Below are 15,259 nucleotides of genomic sequence, written 5' to 3'. Positions count from 1 at the left end.
TTTCCGGTTTTTCGTTCCATGCGCACCCTCGACAAACGCATTGCCCCGAACGTGAAGCTCGCCGCGTCGCTCGTCGCGCGTGCGCCGACGCTCACGCTCGCGTATGACGCCCGCTGCAAGAGCCGCCTCGCGGCGACGCTCGACACCGGCGAGGACGTCGCAGTCCTGCTGCCGCGCGGCACCGTGCTGCGCGACGGCGACGTGCTCGTCGCCGACGACGGCGCACTCGTGCGCATCGCCGCGGCGCACGAGACCGTGCTGCTCGTGCGTGCCGCCGATGCGCTCACGCTGATGCGCGCCGCGTATCACCTCGGCAACCGTCACACGCCGGTCGAGATCGGCGACGGTTATCTGAAGCTCGAAGCCGATCCGGTGCTCGCGGACATGCTGCGCCGGCTCGGCACGCAGGTCGAAGAAGCCAGCGCACCGTTCCAGCCGGAAGCCGGCGCATACGGCGGTGGTCACAAGCACGGACACGACGCGACGTTCGCGGAGGATTACGCGCTTGCACAGCAGGTGTTCGGCGAACACCACGGCCACTCGCACTCGCACGATCACGATCACGATCACGATCACGATCACGATCATCAGCATGGCCCGGGCTGCTCGCACGGCCACCACGGTCATGACCACCACTGAACTCGTCGCGCTGCTGCATCTCGCGTCGCCGGCGCTGCCGATCGGCGCGTTCAGCTATTCGCAGGGACTCGAAGCCGCGCTCGACGCGAACCTGATCCGCGACGCGGACACCGCGCGCGACTGGATCGCGAGCGGACTGACCGACGTGCTCGCGCACGGCGAGCTGCCGTTCCTCGCGCACCAGCTCGCGCGCTGGCACGCGCACGACGCCGATGCGCTCGTGCGCGAGAACGCGTGGTTCGTCGCGAGCCGCGAATCGTCGGAACTGCGCCGCGAAACCGAGCAGATGGGCTGGTCGCTCGCACAACTCTGCGGGTCGCTCGAATGGGGCGATGCCGAGCGCCGCGCGACGCTCGCGTCGCTGTCACCGATCGCGCTGCCGACGGCGTTCGCGTACGCGGCTGCCGCGCATGATGCCGGCGCCGACGCGACGCTCGCCGCCTACGCATTCGGCTGGGTCGAGAACCAGACGTCCGCCGCGCTGAAAGCGGTGCCGCTCGGCCAGCTCGCCGGCCAGCGCATCATCGTCGCGCTGCGCGGCGCGATCGACGCGGCCGTGCGCCGCGCGCTCGCGACGCCACCCGACGCCATCAACACGTTCGCGCCGCAGCTCGGCATCCTGTCGGCGCGGCACGAATCCCAGTATTCGCGGTTGTTCCGCTCCTGAACAAGATCCACGCCATGAATGCACCTGCTCTCTCCTCCACCCGCCGCACCAAGAAACTGCCGCCGCTGCGTGTCGGCATCGGCGGGCCGGTCGGCTCCGGCAAGACCACGTTGCTCGAAATGCTGTGCAAGGCGATGCGCGACAAGTACGACCTCGTCGCGATCACCAACGACATCTATACGAAGGAAGACCAGCGCCTGCTGACGGTCGCGGGCGCACTGCCCGAGGAACGCATCATGGGCGTCGAGACGGGCGGTTGCCCGCACACGGCGATCCGCGAGGATGCGTCGATCAACCTCGAGGCCGTCGACCGGATGCTGTCGCGCTTCCCCGACGCCGACATCGTGTTCATCGAATCGGGCGGCGACAATCTCGCGGCCACGTTCAGCCCCGAGCTGTCGGACCTGACGATCTACGTGATCGATGTCGCCGGCGGCGAGAAGATTCCGCGCAAAGGTGGCCCCGGCATCACGAAGTCCGACCTGCTCGTGATCAACAAGACGGACCTCGCGCCGCTCGTCGGCGCGAACCTTGATGTGATGGCGTCCGATACGAAGAAGATGCGCGGCGAGCGGCCTTACGTGATGACGAACCTGAAGGCGCTTGAAGGCGTCGCGGACGTGATCGCGTTCATCGAGAAGAAGGGGCTGTTGACGGTGTGAGCGACACGACGGCGGTATGCCGTCGCCACGTCAGCCGGGGGAACGGCCTTACGCCTCCCGCTTATTCGTCGAAAGCGTCGGCTGCGCCGTGCATCGCACGCCCGCCCCGCTCCACCGGCGGCAGCAACGCCGCCAGCACGTCCACCGAGCGCGCGGTCGCACCGCGATGGCGCGCCGCGAACGCTGCACCGGCCGCACCCATCGCGATACGCCGCGCGTTGTCGGCGAACAGCGCGTCGAGCACGTGCGCGAGATCGAGCGGATCCGCGACCTGCAGCGCCGCGCCGGCCGCGACCGCATCGGCGGTCGCCTGCGTGAAGTTGAATACGTGTGGGCCGATCAGCACCGGCACGCCAACCGCGCAGGCTTCGATCAGGTTCTGTCCACCGAGCGGCAGCAAACTGCCGCCGATGAACGCAACGTCGCTCGCCGCGTAATACGCGCCGAGCTCGCCCATCGAGTCTCCGAGCAGCACCGTCACGTCGTCCGCCAGCGGTTCGGCGGCGGCGGCGCGCCCGGCCGCGAGCGCCGCAGCATCGGCCCCCCACACCGAGCGCCGTACGCACTTGAAGCCGTTGCGCGCGACCAGCGCCTCCACTTCCGCGAAACGCTGCGGATGACGCGGCACGAGAATCAGCAGCGCATCCGGCGTCTTCATCGCGGCGAACGCCTGCAGCACCAGCGCCTCTTCGTTCTCGCGCGTGCTCGCCGCGACCCACACGGGCCGCGCGCCGATCGCGTCGCGCCACGCATGGCCGCGCGCGGCCAGCTCCGGCGGCGTCGTCATGTCGAACTTCAGGTTGCCGAGCACCGTCACGTTGCGCGCACCGAGCGACGTCAGGCGCTCCGCGTCGGCCGGGCTCTGCGCGAGCACGCGCGAGAAACCGCCGAACACGTCGCGCGTCGCCGCGCCGAATTTCGCGGCGCGCCGATGCGAACGCGCGGACATCCGCGCGTTGGTCAGCACGAGCGGTACGTCCGCACGGCGGCATTCGTCGATCAGCGTCGGCCACACTTCGGTTTCCATCACGAGCCCGAGCGTCGGCCGCCATGCGTGCAGGAAGCGCCGCACCGCGCCCGGCATGTCGTACGGCAGATAGCAGCGCAACACTCGATCGCCGAAGATCTGCTCGCCGGTCGCGCGGCCGCTCGGCGTCATGTGGGTAAGCAGGATGCGCGCGTCGGGACGCGCGCGCATCAACGCGTCGATCAGCGGCTGCGCAGCGCGCGTCTCGCCCACCGATACCGCATGCACCCAGATCAGCGGCGCGCGATCGTCCGGCGAACGGCCCGCGACGTGACCAAAGCGCTCGCCGATGTGTTCGCGATAGCCGCGTTCCTTGCGCGAACGCACGAAGAGCCGGATCACGGCGATCGGCGCGACCAGCCACCACAGCGCGCGATAGATCGCCCTCAGCATGAGGCAGCCCCCGTCATGCGTCGAAACAGGCGCGCGCTCAAACCAGCGTCCTGCCGGTCAGGCGCTCGAGAATGCCGAGCGGCGCGCAGTCGCGACGCACCATCGCGTCGACCGGCAGGAAAAAGGTCTGCTCGAGCATGAACTGGCCGGACATCACAGCGTGCGAAGTCTGATCCGAGAAACATATCCACACGCTGCCCGGCGGAAACGGCATCGTTTGCTGTGGACACGTCTTCTGGTAGTCGAGGTCCGCCTTCATCCCGTCGTGCAGGTTCAGCATCAGGTGGTCGTACGCGCTGCGCGGCGACTTCGTCACGTGCAGCAGGTTCAGCAGCCACGCGGAACCAGGAAACTGCGGCCGGATCTTCGGCAGGAAACGCTTCGCGACGTCCTCGAACGGTTCGCCCACGCGCCACACGCGCGGCTGCCCGGCCGGGTTCACGTTCGTGAACACGCGCAGGATCCGCTCGCCGTAGTTCGGCCGCGACGGGAACGCGTCGACGTGCAGTCGGCTGTCGTCCTTGCGCCATGAAGTCTGGCGCGTCTCGACCTGCATCAGCCGCAGGCTCGTCGGCGCGACGCGCAGCTTGCCGCGGTACTCGGGAAAGAGGCCGTCGACGAGCGTGCCGGCTTGCTGCTGGAAACGCGCGACGAGCGCGCGCACGGCCGACTGCGTGACGCTGTCGCCGAGCACGCCGGCGAGCGCGCCGCCATTCGGCGCGAGGCTGATGTTCTTGCGTTTCGGATCGGCGAGCGCCGGATCGAGCAACGCTTCCTCGCCGCCTTCGATCGCGAAGCGCAGGTTCGGGAAATACAGCACCTTGCCTTCCTCGACCGCGGCGAGCAGTTGCTCGCGCGGCGTCGACAGGTTGTGTCCGCTCCAGTCGGCGGACGGGACTTCGATGATCTGGGATTCGCTCATGATCGGTTCGCGTGCGTGACTGGCAGGGCAGGCGTGACGGGCGTCACAGCAGACCGAAGCCCGCGAGCGCCGCCTTCACCTGCGAGATCGACGGCGGCTGCCCCGCCGTGCCGAGATTGACGACGTTCGGCGACCAATAGCCGCCGGTACGCCAGGCCGTCGCGAAATTGTACAGTTCGACCGTCGGACGCTTCAGCGCGGCCGCGATGTGAACCAGACCTGTATCAACCCCGACCGTCGCGGCCGCGCCGTCGATCAGTCCGACGACGGCAGGCAGCGACAGTTTCGGCGGCACGATCGCCGCCGCGCCGAATTCCTTCGCGAGCCGCTCGCTGGTTGCGCGCTCCGCTTCGTTGCCCCACGGCAGCACGAGCGACGCGCCGCGCCGCACGAGCGCCTGGCCGAGCTCGATCCAGGCGGCGTCCGGCCACTGCTTGTCGGCGCGCGACGTCGCATGCACGAACACCACGTACGGCACCGGCAGGTTCAGGCCGAGCGCCGCGACCGCGAGCGCCGCCGCGCGCGTATCGAGGCCGAAGTCGACCGGATCGGCCGGCGTCGGCGCCGGGTCGCCCAGCGCGGCCGCGACCAGCTGGCGCGAACGCTCGACCACATGCGTGCGCGGCTCGATCGGCACGCGCTTGCGATAGAAGAAGCGCACCGGCCATTCGTAGCCCGCGCCGTCGGTGCGGTTGCCGAGGCCCGCGAGCGGACCGCGCGCCCAGCTTGCGACCCACGCCGTCTTGATAAGCCCCTGGCAGTCGATCACGAGGTCGTACTGCTCGGCCGCGAGGCGCTTGCGAAACGCGCGGATCTCGCGCCACGTCGCACCCGAGAACGGCTTCTTGCGCCAGCGGCGCAGCGAGAACGGCAGCACGTCGCGCACGCCGTCGACGAGCCGCACGAGGTCGACGAAGCTCTCCTCGACGAGCCAGTCGATCTGCGCGTCGGGATGGCGACGCCGGATATCGGCGATCACCGGCATGTTGTGCACGACGTCGCCCAGCGACGACACGCGCACGATCAGGATCTTTTGCACGCTGAAAAAACGCCGGCGGACGGCCGGCGACAGGCATAAAGACGCGATTTTATCGCGCCCGGGGGACCACACAGGCAAAAAGCGGCCGCACGCCGTCGGCGTGCGCCGCTTTTCGGGCATGACGCGACGATCCTTCGATCATCGTCGCGCCGACGGCGGTCCGCAGGCCGCCGGGGCTCTCGAGAAAACGCCGGGCCGTCCGAAGTATTCCTTGCACACTCCGGGGCCTGGCGCGACGCGCCAGGTTCGGGGCGCTCAGAACGGCAGCTTGACGTCCGGCTTCGCGGCCGTCAGCACGCGGCGGAAGTCGTCCTGGATGCGCTTGAGCCCTTCCTCGGTCTCGGATTCGAACCGCATCACGACGACCGGCGTCGTGTTCGACGAACGCGCGAGGCCGAAGCCGTCCGGGTACTCGACGCGCAGGCCGTCGATCGTCACGACCTCGTCCGCACCATCGAATTTCGCTTCCTTCTGCAGCTTCTCGATCAGGCGGAAGTTCTCGCCTTCGTCGAGCCAGAGTTGCAGTTCGGGCGTGCTCATCGCGTCCGGCAGCGCGTTCAGCAGCGCGCTCGGATCGGCCGTCTTCGACAGGATCTCCAGCAGGCGCGCGCCCGTGTAAAGCCCGTCGTCGAAACCGTACCAGCGATCCTTGAAGAACACGTGGCCGCTCATCTCGCCCGCGAGCGGCGCGCCCGTCTCGCGCAGCTTCGCCTTCACGAGCGAATGGCCCGTCTTCCACATCAGCGGCTCGCCGCCCTTCGCCTTCACCCATTGCGCGAGATGGCGCGTGCACTTCACGTCGTAGATGATCTGCGCGCCCGGGTTGCGCGACAGCACTTCCTCCGCGAACAGCATCAGCTGGCGATCCGGGTAGATGATCTGGCCGTCCTTCGTGACGACGCCCAGGCGGTCGCCGTCGCCGTCGAACGCGAAGCCGAGCTCGGCGTCGGTGTCCTTGAGCGCCTGGATCACGTCCTGCAGGTTTTCCGGGTGCGCGGGATCGGGGTGGTGGTTCGGGAACGTGCCGTCGATGTCGGTGAAGCGCTCGACGAGTTCGCAGCCGAGCGCCTTGAACAGGCGCGTCGCGAGCGGGCCCGCGACGCCGTTGCCGGCATCGACGACGAGCTTCAGCGGACGCGCGAGCTTCACGTCGCCGACGATGCGCTCGATGTACTGGTCGGCGACGTCGAATGCCTCGTACGAGCCGCTGCCCGTCTCGAAGCGCTCGTCGACGATGCGGCGGTACAGCGCCTGGATCTGCTCGCCGTAGATCGCCGCGCCGCGCAGCACCATCTTGAAGCCGTTGTAGTCGGGCGGGTTGTGGCTGCCCGTGACGACGATGCACGAATCAACGCGACGCTCGCCACCCTTCAGCGCAAGCGGCACGCTCGCCGCGAAATAGCCGACCGGCGTGGGCACCATGCCGACGTCGACGACGTCGACGCCTGCCGCACGCAGGCCCTCGGCGAGTGCGCCGACGAGCTCGGGCCCCGACAGGCGGCCGTCGCGCGCGACGACGACCGCGTCGCCGCCCTGTGCGCGCACTTCGCTGCCGAATGCCCGGCCGATCCCGCGCGCCGTATCGGCGTCGAGCGTCTTGCCGACCACACCGCGAATGTCATATGCCTTGAAGATGGATTGGGAGATCATCGATTCTCTCTCGGTTGCGTGCATGGAAAATAATCTGGCCGCCTTCGCGCGTGCCCGGCATCATACATGCGGGCCCGGCGCTGCAAGGAACGGGACGGCTGGTGCGGCCCCGATCCCACTTATAATCGCGGGTTTTGATGACGCGGATTCCGTCCATTTTAATGCCTAGCCGTTCCGCCGCCGCCACCCTGCCGCCTCCGGGCTCCCTGCCGGCCGCCTCGCGCGCATGCGGCTGTCCCGCATGCTGAAGCGATTCGGCAACCCGGACGTCGCGAAAGCCGTCGCGAATCTCGTCTGGCTGGGGCTCGAACGGCTTACGCAGATCGGCGTCGCGATCGCGATCAGCGGTCTTCTGGCCCGTTATTTCGGGCCGGACGTGTTCGGCAAATGGCAGTATGCGAATACGCTTCTCCTCGTACTGGCGCCGCTCACCTGGGTATGCGGCGCCGAAATCCTGGTTCCGACCATCGTCCAGCGCCCGCCCGCACAACTCGGCGCGGTGCTCGGCAGCGCATTCGCGCTGCGCATCGGCGTGTCCGCCGCCGCGCTCGTCGCGACCTGGGTCGCGATCGGCGCCGGCGCGTTCGATCCGCTCGTCGGCGCGATGCTCGCGGGCCTCGCGGTCACGATGGTGTTCCGCGAGCCGTTCGTCGGCGTGATCAACGCGTGGCTGCAGAGCATGACCTACAGCAAGCCGCAGCTCGTGACCAGCATGCTCACTGCGCTGGCCAAGGCGCTCGCCGTCTGGCTGCTGGTCCGCGCGGCCGCCGGCCCCGCCCGCTTCGCGTGGCTGTGGGCGCTCGAGGCCGCCGCGATCGGCTTCGTGCTGCTGCTCTACTACCGCCATCGTAACGGCGGCACGCTCGGCTGGACGTTCGACAAACCGCTGTTCGGGCACTTTGCCACCGCCGGCACCGTGTTCTGGCTCGGCCTGATCTGCATGTATCTGTTCCTGAAGCTGGACCGCCTGATGCTCGAGCGTCACGTGTCGTTCGCCGATCTCGGCCGCTATTCGGCGGCGCAGCAGCTCAACGAGAACTGGATCACGCTCGCGCTGATGCTTGCACAGACCATCGCACCCGCGTTCGTGTACCGCGTGCAGGACGTCGCACGGCTGCGCCGCAACATCGTCCGGCTGATCGCGATGACCGCCGGCCTGATGACGGCCGGCGCGCTGGTGCTGGACGCCGCCGCGCCGCTCATCGTCGGCAAGGTGTTCGGCCGCGGCTACGAGGCGTCGGTCGACATCTTCCGCTGGGCCGTCTGGCTGTCCGTGCCGGCCGGCATCGAGGCGATAGGCAATCTTATCGTTCTCAAATATCAAGCAAAATTCGTGTTGCTGGCGAAATGGGTGCTCGCGCTCGCGATCGCCGCGCTCGTCAACGTGTTCGCCATCCCCCGGCTCGGCCTGTACGGCGCGCTCGTCGGGCTGGCGGCCGGCTATGTTGCCGCCGCCGCCGTTAATTTTTATTACATTCGTTTCAAGCTGCGCCCATGACGTCTCCCGATTGCCCGCCCCCGCTCGACGACGTGGCCGTGCTGATGCCGGCCTACAACGGCCACGACGACGTCGTCCGCACCCTCGCGTCGTTTCGAGAGGACGCGCCGGTGCACGTGCTGATCGTCGACGACGGCAGCACGCCGCCGATCGTGGCGCCCGACCTGCCCGGCCTCGCGATCGAGGTGCTGCGCATGCCGCGCAACGGCGGCATCGAGCGCGCGCTCGAGGCCGGCATCGACGCACTCGCGGCGCGCGGCTTCCGCTACGCGGCCCGCATCGACGCCGGCGACCTCGCCGCGCCGCAGCGCCTCGCCAAAGAGCGCGCGTATCTCGACGCCCACCCGCGCGTGGCCTGCGTCGGCATGTGGACCCAGGTCGTGTCGCGGGCCGGGGAGCCGCGCTTCATGCTGACGCCACCCGCCGATCCGCGCACGCTGCGCCGCACGCGCTTCCTGCGCTCGCCGCTCGTGCACCCGTCGGTCATGTTGCGCATCGACGCGGTGCGCGAAGTCGGCAACTATCGGGCGAAGTACCGCGCGGCCGAGGATCTCGATCTTTTTTTACGGTTAATGCAACGCTACGATTGCGCGAACCTGCCCGAGCTCGGCCTCTACTACGAGCTCAACGAGGGCGGGATCAGCGCGACCAAGCGCCGCCGCCAGCTGATATCGACGCTATCGCTGCTGCTGCGGCACTTCAACGTTCTGAACCCGTACGACTGGGCCGGCCTCGCCAAGAACCTGCTGCATTTCGTGACGCCTTACCGCACGCTGCAGCGGATCAAGCGGACGCTGTTCGCGGCGCGCCCGTCCGCGTAGTCCATATCCGGCATTTTCGACGCTTTATTTTTACTTTTTTTTCATGCCCCCTACCCCCTCGCTGCGCATCGCGCTCGTCTGCAACACGGCCTGGGCGATCTACACGTACCGCCACGGGCTGATCCGTGCGCTCGTTGCGCGCGGCGCCGAGGTCATCGTGATCGCGCCGCACGACCGCACGGTGCCGCTACTCGAGCAGATGGGCTGCCGTTACGTCGCGCTCGCCGTGGCGTCGAAAGGCACGAGCCCGCGCGAGGATCTCGGCACGCTTGCCGCGCTGGTGCGCCATTACCGCGCGCTCAAGCCCGATCTCGTGTTCCATTACACGATCAAGCCGAACATCTACGGGTCGATCGCGGCGTGGCTCGCGCGCGTACCGTCGATCGCGGTCACCACCGGCCTCGGCTACGTGTTCATCCAGAAAAGCCGCGCGGCCAGTGTCGCGAAGCGCCTGTACCGGTTCGCGTTCCGCTTTCCGCGTGAAGTCTGGTTCCTGAACCGCGACGATCTGGCGACCTTCACCGGCGAGCAGCTGCTTGCACACCCCGATCGCGCGCGGCTGCTGCACGGCGAAGGCGTGGACCTCGAACAGTTCGCGCCGGTGCCGCTGCCCGCCGGCCGTGGCCCCGTGTTCATCCTGATCGGCCGGCTGCTGTGGGACAAGGGCGTCCGGGAGTACGTCGAGGCCGCGCGCGTCGTGCGGGCCCGCTACCCGGACGCGCGCTTCCAGCTGCTCGGGCCGCTCGGCGTCGACAATCCGAGCGCGATCGGCCGCGCGGACGTCGACGCGTGGGTTGGCGAAGGCGTCGTTGAATATCTCGGCGAGGCGCACGACGTGCGCCCGCACATCTCGGCGGCCGACTGCGTCGTGCTGCCGTCGTACCGCGAGGGCGTGCCGCGCACGCTGATGGAAGCGTCCGCGATGGGCCGCCCGATCGTCGCGACCGACGTGCCGGGCTGCCGCGACGTCGTGGCCGACGGCGAAACCGGCTTGCTGTGCCGCGTACGCGACAGCGCAAGCCTCGCCGAACAGTTGATCCGCATGATCGAACTCGGGACTGCCGGGCGCGATGCGATGGGCGCGCGCGGCCGTCGCAAGGTGACCGCTGAATTCGACGAGCAGCAGGTCGTCGAACGCTACAGACAGACCATTCATACATTGACCGGCATCACACTCTGAAGGAGCGCATCAGCATGACCGCTAAAGGCACCATCCTCGTTACCGGCGGTGCGGGCTACATCGGTTCGCACACGGCCGTCGAGCTGCTCGACAACGGCTACGATGTCGTGATCGTCGACAACCTCGTCAACAGCAAGGCCGAAGCCGTGCGTCGCATCGAGCGCATCACCGGCAAGACGCCGGCATTCCACCAGGTCGACGTGTGCGACGAAGCCGCACTCGCGAAGGTGTTCGACGCGCATCCGATCACGGGCACGATTCATTTCGCAGCGCTCAAGGCGGTCGGCGAATCGGTGGCGAAGCCGCTCGAGTATTACCAGAACAACCTCGGCGGGCTGCTCTCCGTGCTCAAGATCATGCGCGAACGCAACGTCCGACAGTTCGTGTTCAGCTCGTCGGCGACCGTGTACGGCGTGCCGGAGCGCTCGCCGATCGACGAATCGTTCCCGCTGTCGGCGACCAACCCGTACGGCCAGTCGAAGCTGATCGCCGAGCAGATCCTGCGCGATCTCGAGGTATCGGACCCGTCGTGGCGCATCGCGACGCTGCGCTACTTCAACCCGGTCGGCGCGCATGCGAGCGGGCTGATCGGCGAGGATCCGGCCGGCATCCCGAACAACCTGATGCCATATGTCGCGCAAGTTGCGGTCGGCAAGCTCGAGAAGCTGCGCGTGTTCGGCTCCGACTACCCGACGCCGGACGGCACCGGCGTGCGCGACTACATCCACGTCGTCGATCTCGCGAAGGGGCACATCGCCGCGCTCGACGCGCTCGCGAAGCGCGATGCGAGCTTCGTCGTGAATCTCGGCACGGGCCAGGGCTACAGCGTGCTCGAAGTCGTGCGCGCGTTCGAGAAGGCGTCGGGCCGCCCGGTGCCGTACGAACTCGTCGCGCGCCGCCCGGGCGACATCGCCGAGTGCTACGCGAATCCGCAGGCAGCCGCCGACATCATCGGCTGGCGCGCGACGCTCGGAATCGACGAGATGTGCGCGGACCACTGGAAATGGCAGGAGGGGAACCCCCGCGGTTTTGTATAATCCGCTGTCCATTTTTCGAGCGATCCCATGCTCAGCTTCGCGTCCGGCTTCATCGTCTCCCTGCTCGTCACGTTGTTCATCGTGCGCTATGCGCATCTGCACGAGAAATTCTCGATCGACAGCGACCTGGCGGGCGTGCAGAAATTCCACGTGCGGCCCGTGCCGCGCGTCGGGGGTATCGGGATCCTCGCCGGCGTCGTCATTGCCGCCCTGCTCCTCACCCGGCGCTATCCGACGATCGCCGGCAGCATTCTCGGCATCGTGGCCTGTGGACTGCCGGCGTTCCTGTCCGGGCTCGTCGAGGACCTGACCAAGCGCGTGTCGCCGCGCGCGCGGCTACTGTGCACGATGGGCGCGGCCGCGCTGGCGTTCTGGTTGCTGAACATTGCAGTCACGCGCATCAGCGTGCCGCCGCTCGACTTCCTGCTCCACTACGTAGCCATCTCGGCGTTCATCACGGTGCTCGCGGTCGCGGCGCTGGCCAACGCGATCAACATCATCGACGGCTTCAACGGCCTCGCGTCGATGGTGAGCTTCATGATGTTCGCGTCGCTTGCCTACGTCGCATTCCACGTGAACGACCCGGTCGTGATGTCCGCGTCGATCATCATGATGGGCGCCGTGCTCGGCTTCTTCCTGTGGAATTTTCCGGCCGGCCTGATCTTCCTCGGCGACGGCGGCGCGTATTTCATCGGGTTCATGCTCGCGGAGCTCGCGATCATGCTCGTGATGCGCAATCGCGAAGTGTCGGCGTGGTACCCGGTGCTGCTGTTCATGTATCCGATCTTCGAGACCTGCTTCTCGATCTACCGGAAGAAGTTCATTCGCGGGATGTCGCCGGGGATTCCGGACGGCGTGCACCTGCACATGCTCGTGTACAAGCGGCTGATGCGATGGGCCGTCGGGACGAAACACGCGCATGACCTCACGCGGCGGAATTCGCTCACTTCACCTTATCTTTGGCTGCTGTGCCTCGTCGCGGTGATTCCGGCGACGCTGTTCTGGCGGCACACGGTGCACCTGTTCGTGTTCGTCGTGCTGTTCGCGCTGACCTATGTGTGGCTGTATATCAGCATCGTCAGGTTCAGGGCCCCGCGGTGGATGGTCGTGAGGAAGGGGAAGCGCGGGCGTTGAGGGGTGCGGGCGGCCAGCGCGCCGCCGGTTCGCACGCCCCGTCCACTGCCACACACTGCGCGGCCATCGCCGACGGTAACCGTAACGGCGCGGCCGCGAATCGCAGAATGAAATCTTAGCTGCCCGACGTATTGGTGTTCCAGCGTGGCGCTTGCGCATAGATCACGAGATTGCCGTCGTCCTGAATGTACGTGGCTGCCCCCGGATTGCCGTTGGTGCCGGAATACCAGAGCGGCACGCCCGTTGGACTGTAGACGACCAGATTGCCGTCCGTCTGCATCGCCGCGTAGGAGCCCGGATGATTGTAGGTCCCTGAATTCCATCGCGGAACGCCCTGGCGAAGCAGCACCAGATTCCCGTCGCCCTGCATCACGAGTATGTTTGCGCCGTTGCCTGATACCAGGCTCTGGCCGCTGCCGAGGGTAGCACCGCCCTTCCAGACGGCCGGCCCGTTCGACGAATTCGTCAATCCCGCCGTGAACGTCGCCGTGGCGAATACCGGGACGGACGAAGCGTAGATCACCATGTTGCCGTCATCCTGTATGACAAGAGACTGGCCATAGGAACCGCTGTTGGTCGACGAAAACCACAGCGCCCTGCCGCTCGCGCTGTAGACCACGAAGTTGCCATCGGTCTGGAAAACTGCATACGCCCCTGCATTTCCGGACGTCCCTGAATTCCACAGCGCGGCACCACTGGTCGCGTTGTAAAGCACAAGGTTGCCGTCATTCTGCATGACCAGCCGATGGTTTTGCGACGTCGAATACACGATTTGCCCAGGCTTGAGCGTCGTCCCTTCACTGATGGTGCCGCCGTAGATCGGTGTCGTCGGCGCGCATATCGACGATTGCAGCGTGGTGACGATCGGTGTTCCCCAGCCGGTCACGAAGTCCCAGCCCGAACCCGCACTGTATGCGCCGTTGCTGCCGTAGGTGATGTCGCGGAAGATCGACGGCGTCGTGGCTTGAGTGCTGTACAGCGTCGGCGCCGCGAAGCCGAGGTTCGTCACGCAACTGCCGGCCAAAAGGCGCGCCCAGGTCGCGGTAAACAACGGCGCGGACAGGCTCGTACCGCCCAGCGTTTCGAGTTGTCCGCCCACGATGATCTGCGCGCCACTGTTGGGATCCGCGTCGAACGCAAGATCCGGCAGGCCCCGGAACGCCCGCCCCTTCAGCTGCGGTACATTCGACTGCCAGGCCGGAATCGGCTCGAAGCCGCTGCTGCCGCCACCGCCGGAGCCCCAGGCCATCTCGCCGCCATAGCTGCCGTTGCCGTTCGTATAGAGGCTGGTGCCGCCGACGGCCACGACATACGGTGAACTGGCCGGGTATTGCACCGACGTGCCGCTGCAGCCGTACGCAACGCTACCCGAATCGCCCGTGCTGACCGAAAAGGTCTGTCCCTGTGCGACGGCAAGTTCGAACAGCACGTCCATCGAGGCGGTCGGCGCCCAGTTCTCACATCCGCCGATCGACATGTTGACGATCCGCGCGGTGTTGTCCGTCACGGCGCGATTGATCGCGAGCGCCATGTCGCTCCAAGCGAAGGACGGCGCAACATAGAAATTGATTTGCTTGACGCCGCCGGACATCCCGACGATGGTCTGGCTGTCGAGCGACCATTCGACGTTTCCGCTCGTGTCGGCGCTTGGCGTGCCGGCGTTGATCACCGAAACGGGTACGGCGGGCAACCCGTTGTTCGTTTCGAACGTCGTCAGGTCGACGACGGGCTGCGTCAGGTTCCCTTCCGCAATGATGCCCACCGTCGTGTTGGCGGCCGTCGGCGCGCTGCCTACGGAATAGATGCCCGGAAACTCCGTCGGGTTGTGGCCGACCATGACTGCGTTGGTCGTCGGCGACGTATTGGTGGCTGGCGTACTGGTGGCCACGGAGGCGCGCACGAAGTGCGGATGCAGGCGTGTCGCGGTATCGAGCCCCAGAACCGCTTGAACGACTCCGCCGAGTGCATCGGGTACCGTCTCGGGGGCAGTATTGATATGCGCGCGGGTGCCATCCGCCATCGCGACGGGCACCAGCGTCGTCTGGAACACCCCGGAAATCACGCCGGCCGGCGCATCGGCTTCGACGATCATGTTGTTGCCGGCGACGTTGATGTTCGTGAAGCCCTTACTTCCCAAATAGGTCTTCACCGTGGCGACCTGGTCGGCGGTGGGCGCGTAGCGCGCGGCGATCTGCGCGGAGGTCAGCACGGCGCCGAAGCTGGCGCTGCCGGGCGTTCGCGCGTCCTGCACGAAGCGATGCAGTGCGGCTTCGTCGTTCAGCTTGAGTATCAGCGCAACATGAACCGGCGCCGTCGCACTCATCGGCGCCGCACTTACCACGTTGCCCGTGGCGCGCAGCGCCGACAATTTACCGACTTGCGCAGTGGCGGCGACGGTCGACGCCGTCGGACTCTCGTCGCCGCCACACCCCGCGAGCGCAAACACCATGAGTGCCGCGCTCATTCCCCTTGCAATATGTTCCGCTTTCATCGGATTGGTATGAACCGTTGATCTCGTACTTGGCTTTTCACCATTGTTCTTTACGGCAATCGCACGGCTATCTTGAGGAAAACATAGGAGGGAATCGAC

General features: G+C 67.0%; 13 protein-coding genes. 8 read left to right on the top strand and 5 right to left on the bottom strand.

From position 1 onward, the window contains the following. Nucleotides 1–18: 18 nt before the first annotated feature. Genes ureE through ureG form a run of 3 tightly spaced genes read left to right on the top strand, consistent with a single transcriptional unit; the run spans nt 19 to nt 1,968 of the window. Nucleotides 19–639, top strand: a complete 621-nt coding sequence (gene ureE / locus WI26_RS04035) for an urease accessory protein UreE (protein WP_069225261.1) — start codon at nt 19–21, stop codon at nt 637–639. Then, nucleotides 626–1,306: an urease accessory protein UreF gene (locus WI26_RS04030; protein WP_069225260.1), complete on the top strand. Its 681-nt coding sequence runs from the start codon at nt 626–628 to the stop codon at nt 1,304–1,306. Before ureE ends, WI26_RS04030 begins: the two co-directional genes overlap by 14 nt. Nucleotides 1,307–1,320: 14 nt before the next feature. Continuing rightward, complete coding sequence (ureG, locus tag WI26_RS04025; protein ID WP_059466980.1) at nt 1,321–1,968, top strand: urease accessory protein UreG; 648 nt, start codon at nt 1,321–1,323, stop codon at nt 1,966–1,968. 61 nt (nt 1,969–2,029) lie between these two features. On the opposite strand, the gene waaA is transcribed toward ureG, so the two are convergent. From waaA to WI26_RS04005, 4 genes are all read right to left on the bottom strand, one after another. Beyond that, nucleotides 2,030–3,388, bottom strand: a complete 1,359-nt coding sequence (gene waaA, locus WI26_RS04020; protein ID WP_069225259.1) for a lipid IV(A) 3-deoxy-D-manno-octulosonic acid transferase — start codon at nt 3,386–3,388, stop codon at nt 2,030–2,032. A 37-nt stretch (nt 3,389–3,425) separates the two neighbouring features. Beyond that, on the bottom strand, nt 3,426–4,310 hold the full coding sequence (locus tag WI26_RS04015; RefSeq protein WP_059448101.1) for a Kdo hydroxylase family protein: 885 nt from the start codon (nt 4,308–4,310) through the stop codon (nt 3,426–3,428). Nucleotides 4,311–4,353: 43 nt separating this feature from the next. Then, complete coding sequence (gene waaC, locus WI26_RS04010) at nt 4,354–5,349, bottom strand: lipopolysaccharide heptosyltransferase I (protein ID WP_059466977.1); 996 nt, start codon at nt 5,347–5,349, stop codon at nt 4,354–4,356. 255 nt (nt 5,350–5,604) lie between these two features. Further along, nucleotides 5,605–6,999: a phosphomannomutase/phosphoglucomutase gene (locus WI26_RS04005; RefSeq protein WP_069225258.1), complete on the bottom strand. Its 1,395-nt coding sequence runs from the start codon at nt 6,997–6,999 to the stop codon at nt 5,605–5,607. 241 nt (nt 7,000–7,240) lie between these two features. On the opposite strand from WI26_RS04005, the gene WI26_RS04000 reads away from it, so the two are divergent. Genes WI26_RS04000 through WI26_RS03980 form a run of 5 tightly spaced genes read left to right on the top strand, consistent with a single transcriptional unit; the run spans nt 7,241 to nt 12,669 of the window. Beyond that, nucleotides 7,241–8,497, top strand: coding sequence for a lipopolysaccharide biosynthesis protein (locus WI26_RS04000; RefSeq protein ID WP_059466975.1), 1,257 nt, complete (start codon nt 7,241–7,243; stop codon nt 8,495–8,497). Next, nucleotides 8,494–9,318: a glycosyltransferase gene (locus WI26_RS03995; protein WP_059466974.1), complete on the top strand. Its 825-nt coding sequence runs from the start codon at nt 8,494–8,496 to the stop codon at nt 9,316–9,318. The genes WI26_RS04000 and WI26_RS03995 overlap by 4 nt, the downstream gene beginning before the upstream one ends. 43 nt (nt 9,319–9,361) lie before the next feature. Then, a complete protein-coding gene (locus WI26_RS03990) occupies nt 9,362–10,498 on the top strand; it encodes a glycosyltransferase family 4 protein (RefSeq protein WP_069225257.1) in 1,137 nt (378 codons plus the stop codon). A 14-nt stretch (nt 10,499–10,512) separates the two neighbouring features. Then, nucleotides 10,513–11,535, top strand: a complete 1,023-nt coding sequence (gene galE, locus WI26_RS03985) for a UDP-glucose 4-epimerase GalE (protein WP_059466972.1) — start codon at nt 10,513–10,515, stop codon at nt 11,533–11,535. A 27-nt stretch (nt 11,536–11,562) separates the two neighbouring features. Beyond that, nucleotides 11,563–12,669, top strand: a complete 1,107-nt coding sequence (locus tag WI26_RS03980; RefSeq protein ID WP_059466971.1) for an MraY family glycosyltransferase — start codon at nt 11,563–11,565, stop codon at nt 12,667–12,669. A 115-nt stretch (nt 12,670–12,784) separates the two neighbouring features. Here the strand turns inward: WI26_RS03980 and WI26_RS03975 are convergent, their stop codons facing one another. Then, entirely contained in the window at nt 12,785–15,133 is a 2,349-nt protein-coding gene (locus tag WI26_RS03975) for a protease pro-enzyme activation domain-containing protein (RefSeq protein ID WP_236849292.1), read from the bottom strand. Nucleotides 15,134–15,259: the final 126 nt, after the last annotated feature.

Source organism: Burkholderia diffusa (assembly GCF_001718315.1).
Lineage (GTDB): Bacteria > Pseudomonadota > Gammaproteobacteria > Burkholderiales > Burkholderiaceae > Burkholderia > Burkholderia diffusa_B.
The sequence above is the reverse complement of the archived record's forward strand: the minus strand, read 5'-3'. Positions and strand labels throughout refer to the sequence as shown.

Excerpts from the sequence above, each read along its gene's own strand:
- WI26_RS03975 (WP_236849292.1), bottom strand. The coding sequence starts at position 15,133 with ATGAGCGCGGCACTCATGGTGTTTGCGCTCGCGGGGTGTGGCGGCGAC.
- WI26_RS03980 (WP_059466971.1), top strand. The coding sequence starts at position 11,563 with ATGCTCAGCTTCGCGTCCGGCTTCATCGTCTCCCTGCTCGTCACGTTG.
- WI26_RS03990 (WP_069225257.1), top strand. The coding sequence starts at position 9,362 with ATGCCCCCTACCCCCTCGCTGCGCATCGCGCTCGTCTGCAACACGGCC.
- WI26_RS03995 (WP_059466974.1), top strand. The coding sequence starts at position 8,494 with ATGACGTCTCCCGATTGCCCGCCCCCGCTCGACGACGTGGCCGTGCTG.
- WI26_RS04015 (WP_059448101.1), bottom strand. The coding sequence starts at position 4,310 with ATGAGCGAATCCCAGATCATCGAAGTCCCGTCCGCCGACTGGAGCGGA.
- WI26_RS04005 (WP_069225258.1), bottom strand. The coding sequence starts at position 6,999 with ATGATCTCCCAATCCATCTTCAAGGCATATGACATTCGCGGTGTGGTC.
- WI26_RS04000 (WP_059466975.1), top strand. The coding sequence starts at position 7,241 with ATGCTGAAGCGATTCGGCAACCCGGACGTCGCGAAAGCCGTCGCGAAT.
- waaA (WP_069225259.1), bottom strand. The coding sequence starts at position 3,388 with ATGCTGAGGGCGATCTATCGCGCGCTGTGGTGGCTGGTCGCGCCGATC.
- galE (WP_059466972.1), top strand. The coding sequence starts at position 10,513 with ATGACCGCTAAAGGCACCATCCTCGTTACCGGCGGTGCGGGCTACATC.
- ureE (WP_069225261.1), top strand. The coding sequence starts at position 19 with ATGCGCACCCTCGACAAACGCATTGCCCCGAACGTGAAGCTCGCCGCG.
- ureG (WP_059466980.1), top strand. The coding sequence starts at position 1,321 with ATGAATGCACCTGCTCTCTCCTCCACCCGCCGCACCAAGAAACTGCCG.
- WI26_RS04030 (WP_069225260.1), top strand. The coding sequence starts at position 626 with ATGACCACCACTGAACTCGTCGCGCTGCTGCATCTCGCGTCGCCGGCG.